This is a genomic window from Gordonia sp. (in: high G+C Gram-positive bacteria) (genome assembly GCF_049299075.1).
Lineage (GTDB): Bacteria > Actinomycetota > Actinomycetes > Mycobacteriales > Mycobacteriaceae > Gordonia.
On record NZ_JBAQWU010000527.1, the window covers coordinates 1 to 7,488 of the forward strand.

Consider the following 7,488-nt stretch of genomic DNA (forward strand, 5'->3'; position numbering starts at 1 on the left):
CCGGATCCGGTTGAACGTGTCCACGACGCTCACCCAGTTCGCCAAGCTGAAGCCGCTGTGCGACCGCTTCCCACTGCCGATCTGTATCGGCGCCGGACTGACCAACCCGATCACCTTCCCGATCTCCGCCTCCGATCCGCTCGGCATCGTCTCGGCGGTGACCAAGTGACCGCGCGCCGGCGTCGGCAGCGGCTGACTGCGGCGGTCGGTCTGGGGGTGAGCGCGGTGCTCCTCAGTGGCTGCGCCGTCGGTTTGCAGGATCTGCCGGTCGCTGGAATGCGCGAGACCTTTCCGGTGACCGCCGAGCTGGTGACCGCCGACGGCGTGGTGAGTGGTGCCGAGGTACGCAGCGGCCAGGCCGTGGTGGGCCGGGTCACCGATATCGCGCTCGTCAACGGGCGCGCCCAGGTGACGATGCGCCTTGACGACGGCACCGAACTCCCCGCGAACGTGCTTGCCGCAGTGGAACTTCCGTCCGCGTTGGGTACGCCGTTCATCAGACTGTCGGCACCACAGACGCCGGAGGGTGCGCTCGGCGCGGGTGCCCGGATCGATGTCGCCGACACGTCGATGGGCCCGCAAGTGGAGAGCACACTAGCTGCGCTGGGCAACCTGGTCACCGGTAGCGGTATCGGCCAACTGCAGTCGGTGATGGTCAGCCTGAACGAGGCTTTCGAGGGCCGCTCGGACAAGGTCGGCGATCTGATCGACACCCTGAACCGGTTGCTCAGCCGGTCGTCGCGATTTAACGCCGACTTCACCGCGGCGATGACGGCAGCCGCCGACGTCAGTTCTCTGATGGCGGCGCAGGAGGGGCGGATCGCGGCCTTCCTCGACGAGACACCCAAAGCAGTGGATGTTCTTGCCTCGCAACGTGATCAGATCGCGAACCTGATTAACCAGACGACCGGGCTGGCGACAAACTTGGCGGCCATCACCGAGGGCCGCCGCCGCGAACTGAGCGCGCTGGTACCCGATGCGCAGCTGCTCGTCGATGCCCTCGCCGGTTTCAATAACGAGGTCGGCCAGACGCTGGGCAATATGAACTCCTTCATGGCCAACATGTCGCGTGCCATCCGCGGCGACTACCTGGTCTTCGACGGGGCCCTGGACATTCCAGGGGGCATTGACAAAATCCTCACCGGCGGACTGCTGCTGTCCGGGCAGCCGCTGCCGACGCCGCAGGAGCTCGGCGATCTCCTCACCGGCGGACTGGGAAAGAAGAAACGATGAGAGATAGATTCCCGGTCGGCACGTTCCAGTTCGTGCTGTTCCTGATCGTCTCGGCGATCGTCGTTCCGTTCGGCATCGACTACGTGGCGGGCCCGGAAGGCTTCGGCTCCAAACTTCGGCTGCATGTGGCGATGGACGACGCCTTCGGATTGACGGCGGGCACCGGCGTCACGGTACGCGGCGTCGATGTGGGCACCGTGGCGTCGACGCAGCTTCGGCCGGGCGGTGGCGGTGCGGAGGTCGAACTGGTGCTCAGCGGGGACACTAAGATTCCGCGGGACTCGTTTGTCCAGGTCACGATGGCCTCGATGGCTGGCATCCAGAGCGTCGACATCGTGACCGGTAAGGACACCGGCAACTATCTGCGCGACGGCGACGCGATTGCGGCACCCGCCGATCGGCAGCCCATGCAAATGGACAAGTTGATCAGCGAGGCCGCTAAACTCCTCGGCACATTCCAGACCGGTTCCGTCGCGACAGTGAGCGCCGAGCTGGCGACCGCGTTCGGTGGCGACGAGGAATCGTTGACCACGCTGATCACCAACGGGGCGGCGCTGGCAAAGATGGTGCGGAAAAATGCGCCACTGATCAAGGGGCTGATGACCGACTGGCTGGCCACCCTGGGCGCGATGGACGACACGCGCGCGAGTTTCGAAGCCGGCATGGGGATGATGGCCAGCTTCACCGATCAGCTCGACGCGGCGCAGCCGACGTTCGTCTACCTGCTCGACCAGTCGCCGGCCGGCCTCGCGCACGCCACCACACTGTTCGATAAATACCGCGGCACCTTTGGCGGGGTGCTGGCCAATCTCGTCGTCGTCGAACCGATTGTCTCCGATCGCACCGCATCGCTCGCGACAGGTCTGCAGACGATCCCGCAGGGGTTGCTGGATCTGCGGTCGATCGTCAAGAACAATCGCGCCGACTTCGCGTTGATCGGTACGCAGGGGCCGGTGTGCCTGTTTTACGACGAGCCGCGCCGTGCCATCGGCGATCTGTCCCCGTCGAACCCGAACCTCACGCGCTACTGCCCACCCGGAAACGGGTACGGGCAGCGCGGTGCGGCCAATGCGCCCCGCCCGAACGGGCTGGGCACGCAGAACTGGAAGTCCGAAGGCGGGATTTCCGGACCGGCGGTCGTTGATGATCCGCTCCTGATTCCCAATGCCACCGAACTCATGCAGATGTGGTCAGAACTCCTGGAAAGGGCCCGAAATGGCAACTGACACCCTTGAAAAAGACGAAGTCGACAACAACGACGCCGAGTCGGCCGACGCCGTGCCGGGCGACGCCAAACGTCCGGTGCCGCGGGTGTTGATCGGCCTGCTGGTCGTGGCGCTCATCGCGGTGCTCGGGTTCTTCGGCTACCGGTATTTCAGCGATGGCGCCCAGACGAGTTCGAGTGCATCGTCGTCGTCGAACGCGGCGATCCTGGCCGTCGCGAACGATTACGCGGTGAAGCTGTCGACCTTCGACTACCGCGAGCTCGACCAGAACCGGGAGGCGATCGTGGGGATGTCGACCGAGGACTTCGGCAAGAAGTACGGCGAGATGGTGGGGGCGCTCACCGAGATCGTGTCTAACGGTAAGGGTGAGGCGACCGCCGAGGTGACCCATTCGGCCGTCGAGTCGGTTGACGGCGATCATGCGACGGTGCTGCTGTTTGTGGATCAGAAAGCGAAGAACGTCGTCGCGCCGGAGGGCCGCACCCAGCCGTACCGGATGGTGATGAAGCTGCAAAACATCGACGGGCGCTGGCTCGTGGACGACGTGGAGACGGTCTGATGACGGCGATCGAGAACCGCCCGCCCTTGGCGGCGTATCACTCGAAGTATCTGCCGGACATCGACACCGCGACGCCGGAGTTGACGACGGCCGATACCCGAATCACCATCACCACACGCCGGCGGAGGCTGACTAATCTGCGCCAGCCCGCCCTGGTGCACGAAGCGCTGGACTTCTGGGCGTTCGCCGGGGCCGCGGCCAACGTGGTGCAGCAACTCGGTTGGCCCGAGGTCGGTTACGGCGTGATGGAGAGCAAAGTGGAGACGGGTGCGCTGACGAAGCATCCGTGGAAGCGGGCCCGGACTACGTCGCAGTATCTGGCGGTGGCGATCGTTGGTACCGACGAGGAGCGGACTGCGTTCCGGGAGGCGGTGAACTCGGCGCACCGTCACGTCAAGTCCGATGAGAACAGTCCGGTCAAGTACAACGCCTTCAACCGCGAGCTGCAGATGTGGGTGGCGGCGTGCCTGTTTGTGGGTGTCGAGGACAGTCATCAGTTGCTGCACGGGCGGATGGAGGCCGAGGACGCCGAGAGTTTCTATCAGTCGGCCAAGACGCTGGGCACCACGCTGCAGGTGCCCGACGACATGTGGCCGGCGACGCGGGCGGACTTTGATCACTACTGGAATCTGGCGAGCCAGCGGATCGTGATTGATGACACCACGTGTGCTTTCCTCAACGATCTGGTGGATCTGAAAATGATCAGCCCGCTGATCCGGTGGCCGTTTGTGCCGCTGCTGCGCTTCCTGACGATCGGCTTTCTGCCGCCGCTATTCCACCGTCAGCTCGGCTTGGAGTGGACCGAGGACGATCGGCGACGCTTTGAGCATCTGTTCACCTTCGTCTCGGTGGTGAACAAGTTCCTGCCCAAGGCGATCCGGTTCGGCGGCACCCGGGTGATGATGAAGGACCTGCGGCGGCGGATGAAGCACAACAAGGAGTTGATTTGAGTACGCCGGTGCGGCGGCTGCAGTTGACCGACGAGGTGGCTGACCGGCTGCGGGAGCGGATCATTACCGGGCAGGTTCGGCCCGGCGAGTTCATTCGGCTCGACGAGGCGGCCGCCGAGTTCGGCTGCAGTGTCACTCCGGTGCGCGAGGCGTTGGTGACGTTGCGAGGTGAGGGGTTGGTGCGGTCGTCACCGCACCGCGGCTTCGTCGTCGACAGCCTCGAGCGCACGGACCTGGAGGACATCTTCTGGATGCAGGCCGAGATCTCGGCGCGCCTGGCGACGCACGCGGTCCGCAGCGAGGGCCTCGGACAGGAGTTGCTCGGCCTGTCGCAGATTGTCGACCAGTTGGAGCAGTCGGTGGCGCAGGGGGACGCCGTCCGGGTGGGGGAGCACGAGTTCGAGTTTCACCGCAGGGTGCACCTGGTCGGTGGCAGCCGGAAGCTCGCCTGGTTTCTGCTGGCCGCCACGCGGTACACGCCGTACAGCCTGTACACGAACGATGAGGACTGGGGCCGCCAGGCGGTGGCCAGCCACCGCCGTCTGATCGAGCACCTTGCCGCCCGCGACGTCGAGGCGGTCCGCGCCGAAATTCACAACCGCTTCACTGACGCCCGGGACCGCCTGGTCCGCAGTCTCGAGGCGATCGGGTTCTGGGAGGTCAGTCGTCCTGTGGCACAATCAGTTCCGCAGTAATCCGCCGTGGTGTAATAGGCAACACTTCTGATTTTGGTTCAGACATTTCAGGTTCGAGTCCTGGCGGCGGAGCAAAGCAAACGGGCAGGTAGAGGCCATGTTTGCGATTTTGAAGTCGGGTGTCGTGCGATGAACGTGCGATAACGACAGCCTTGGAAGTGAGTCGACCCCGGTCAGCGCAGCAACGCTGAGTCCGGGGTCTCGACACACCGGAGGCGATTCCGATGCACCGTTCCACGATCCTAACCACGCTCGGCCTGGCGGCCGGACTGGTCCTCACCTACGCGCTGCTCGTCGGCGTGTTCACCGCAGCGCACGAGCTCGGCCTGTACGCCGGAGCCACGGCATGAGCCGGTACAGCAGCGCGGCCGCGATCATCGACGAGGCACGCGAGCACTACGACTTCCACCTAGACCCGAACGACGTCATCCAGGGCGATGACGGTGTGTGGCGGGTCTGTGGTCGCCACGTTGACGAGTTCTTCGGCCGACTGCTCGGGGTGTACGCATGAGCGCCGATCACCGCACCCACACCACGGACTGTGCGGCCTGCGGCGCGCAGGTCGTCGTCCCGATGGAACGCGCGAACACACGGACCGGCTGGCGCGTGAGCGTCCAAGCTCACCGGACAGCACTCGATGAGCACCGGCGCGACGAGTGCCAGCCACGAGCACACCAGCGGGCCTACTCCGACGTCACGGCGATCGCGTCCGACCCGTACGAGGACCGCGGCATCATGCGGCAGGACTCCCTGCACATCCGGTCCAATGTCGGCGGCGCCAGCGTGGCGACCGGCGTCGGCTACGGCGCGCGCAGCTCGTGGCGCAACACGATCACGCTCACCGGCGACCAGACCCGGATCGCCGCGGCCGCGCTCCTGGCCTACGCGGCCGGATACGAGTACGAGATCGAGTCGGACGAGCACCGGTTGTGCGATCCCGATTCCGGCCGCGCGGTCAAGGTTTTCGGCGACCTGCGGGCCCTCCTGGCCTTTGTCGCCACCGATCTGCCCGACTGATCCCCCGATCGCCCTGATGGTCGTCGGCCGGGTTCGACTCCCGGCCGGGGCACGCACGCAACCGATCCGACCGCGTTGCCGTCGTTCTACGCACAGCTCGACGTAAACCAGCTGGCCGTCCAGTAGCTCAGTCCCCGATCTGGACGCGGGGCCACCACAGCAGGGCCCGCACCGTGGTGCCATGACTCAGCTCGTCCGGTCTCCGGTCGGGCCGTTCGTCGTGGCCGGACGCGATAGGGGCGTGGTTCGTGGGTCGATTCCGGCGATGGGGCAACGACACCGGCACCCTTGGGTTCCATTCGCACGGTGTCTTGAGCGGTCCTTGAGGAACCTCACAAGCTCGGCAGGGATAGCGAAGACCCCCGCACTCCATGAAGAAAAGTGCGGGGGTCTTCGTATGCGGTCCGGCCGCGCAGGTCTGCCTAGCTTTTCATCCCAGCATCATGAGCAGCCTTACCCAGGAAGTATGTGGGGTTGACGCGGCGGGACTTGGTTCTTACTCGCCGGTGCCGGCAGTCGGGAGAGTCGCCAGGACCACGCCGCGCGGGCGCAGGACCGCGGTCTGGAACCGGGACTCGAACCGTGCGCGCAGCTGGTTCTTTTCGAACAGCTCGCCGCCCTGTTCCCATTCCAGATCCATCCGGCCGTCGGTGTAGACGGCGACCGACTGGTCACTGATCAGCAGCGCCCGATCGGTCGGGAGGCTCGTCGAGCACACCACCGGCACACCCCAGAGAGTGCGGGCCGCGCGGTCGACCGGTCCGGTCTGGAACAGGAACTCACCCGAACCGCTCGCGGTCGAGGTCTCCACCCTTTCCCAGTCGGCCGGCGACAGCACGATCGCCGACGGCGCATAGCCTTCGGTCTCGAGCTTGGTGATCGACGAGCGGACCGTGAGCGCGATGTCGGTGCCCGCGGCCTGGGTCTGGATGCCCGTGGTCCCGAGAATGCCCGACAGCTGCGGCGCGGTGCCGGTGCCGTTGATGATCTGGTGCTCGAGGGAGGCACGCAGACCGAACAGCAGCTCGTTGGTGAGGAACTGGGTCAGACCCGGCACATCGCGCAGCGTGTACTTGTCGATTTCCTCGGTCAGGTGAGCGATCACCTGTAGCGCGGAGTCCACCGGAGTGATCCCGTACTTCGATACCGGCTTGGCGGCGCCGGGGGCGACCGGGGCGGCGTTGTTGGTGCGCAGCGTCTGACGGAGGTAACGGAACGTGGCACCGGAACCGCCGACCGCCAGGTCACCGTCCTTGGCCGGGGTCGAGGTGCGCAGGCCCACGACTGGGAGGACGTCGAGCAGTTCGACGGGCTTCTCCGGGGTCTGAGCGAACGCGGTGACGATGACGTCGGACGCGCCGACCAGGTTCATCGACTTCTGTCCGAACGTGGCGTCACGGTTCAGTGCCTTCGCGGCCAGGTTGCCGGCGACCGCGCGCAGGTTCTTCGCGGTCAGCACACCGGACTTCGCACCTTCTTCGCCGTTCGCACCGTCACCGCTGGTGACCTTCGAGAACGCGGCCACAATCGCGGCATCCTCATTCGCTGCGGAGATCTGGCCGTTCAGGTCGTCGATCTTCTTCTTGTAGTCAGCAAGGGCGGCGCGGTCCTCCTCGGACAGCTCCGTGCCCGCCGACTTCCGCTGAGCGATCAGGCCCTGCGCCTGCTTCAGGAGGGCGTCACGCTTCTCAGACAGTTTCATTTCGACTCCAAGTCGTCTGTGCACCACGAACACGGGTGCAGGAGATACGGGGGGTCGACGGGCGCGATAACGCTGGCCACCCGACCGCGAGAACGCGCCCCATAAC

General features: G+C 65.6%; 9 protein-coding genes, 1 tRNA gene and 1 pseudogene. 10 read left to right on the top strand and 1 reads right to left on the bottom strand.

Annotated features, from left to right (window positions below):
* The 10 genes and pseudogenes from WAW85_RS16760 to WAW85_RS16805 form a co-directional block, all read left to right on the top strand.
* Positions 1–169: pseudogene (locus tag WAW85_RS16760) on the top strand (virulence factor Mce); the annotation flags it as partial.
* The gene (locus WAW85_RS16765) at positions 166–1,233 is read left to right on the top strand and encodes an MCE family protein (protein WP_422560717.1); all 1,068 of its coding nucleotides are present in this window, start codon (positions 166–168) and stop codon (positions 1,231–1,233) included. The pseudogene WAW85_RS16760 and the gene WAW85_RS16765, both read left to right, overlap by 4 nt.
* Positions 1,230–2,459, top strand: coding sequence for an MlaD family protein (locus WAW85_RS16770; RefSeq protein WP_422560718.1), 1,230 nt, complete (start codon positions 1,230–1,232; stop codon positions 2,457–2,459). Before WAW85_RS16765 ends, WAW85_RS16770 begins: the two co-directional genes overlap by 4 nt.
* On the top strand, positions 2,449–3,018 hold the full coding sequence (locus WAW85_RS16775) for a hypothetical protein (protein WP_422560719.1): 570 nt from the start codon (positions 2,449–2,451) through the stop codon (positions 3,016–3,018). The genes WAW85_RS16770 and WAW85_RS16775 overlap by 11 nt, the downstream gene beginning before the upstream one ends.
* Positions 3,018–3,968, top strand: a complete 951-nt coding sequence (locus tag WAW85_RS16780) for an oxygenase MpaB family protein (protein WP_422560720.1) — start codon at positions 3,018–3,020, stop codon at positions 3,966–3,968. The genes WAW85_RS16775 and WAW85_RS16780 overlap by 1 nt, the downstream gene beginning before the upstream one ends.
* Positions 3,965–4,663: a GntR family transcriptional regulator gene (locus WAW85_RS16785; protein ID WP_422560721.1), complete on the top strand. Its 699-nt coding sequence runs from the start codon at positions 3,965–3,967 to the stop codon at positions 4,661–4,663. The genes WAW85_RS16780 and WAW85_RS16785 overlap by 4 nt, the downstream gene beginning before the upstream one ends.
* Positions 4,664–4,735 (top strand) — tRNA-Gln (locus tag WAW85_RS16790).
* Positions 4,736–4,887: 152 nt separating this feature from the next.
* Positions 4,888–5,013 (top strand): hypothetical protein, encoded by a 126-nt coding sequence (locus WAW85_RS16795; protein WP_422560722.1) that lies wholly within the window; start codon positions 4,888–4,890, stop codon positions 5,011–5,013.
* A complete protein-coding gene (locus WAW85_RS16800; RefSeq protein ID WP_422560723.1) occupies positions 5,010–5,174 on the top strand; it encodes a hypothetical protein in 165 nt (54 codons plus the stop codon). Before WAW85_RS16795 ends, WAW85_RS16800 begins: the two co-directional genes overlap by 4 nt.
* The gene (locus tag WAW85_RS16805) at positions 5,171–5,680 is read left to right on the top strand and encodes a hypothetical protein (RefSeq protein ID WP_422560724.1); all 510 of its coding nucleotides are present in this window, start codon (positions 5,171–5,173) and stop codon (positions 5,678–5,680) included. The genes WAW85_RS16800 and WAW85_RS16805 overlap by 4 nt, the downstream gene beginning before the upstream one ends.
* A gap of 496 nt (positions 5,681–6,176) precedes the next feature.
* Here the strand turns inward: WAW85_RS16805 and WAW85_RS16810 are convergent, their stop codons facing one another.
* Positions 6,177–7,382 carry a phage major capsid protein gene (locus tag WAW85_RS16810; protein WP_422560725.1) on the bottom strand — a complete coding sequence of 402 codons (1,206 nt, stop codon included), beginning with the start codon at positions 7,380–7,382 and terminating at the stop codon, positions 6,177–6,179.
* Positions 7,383–7,488 lie beyond the last annotated feature (106 nt).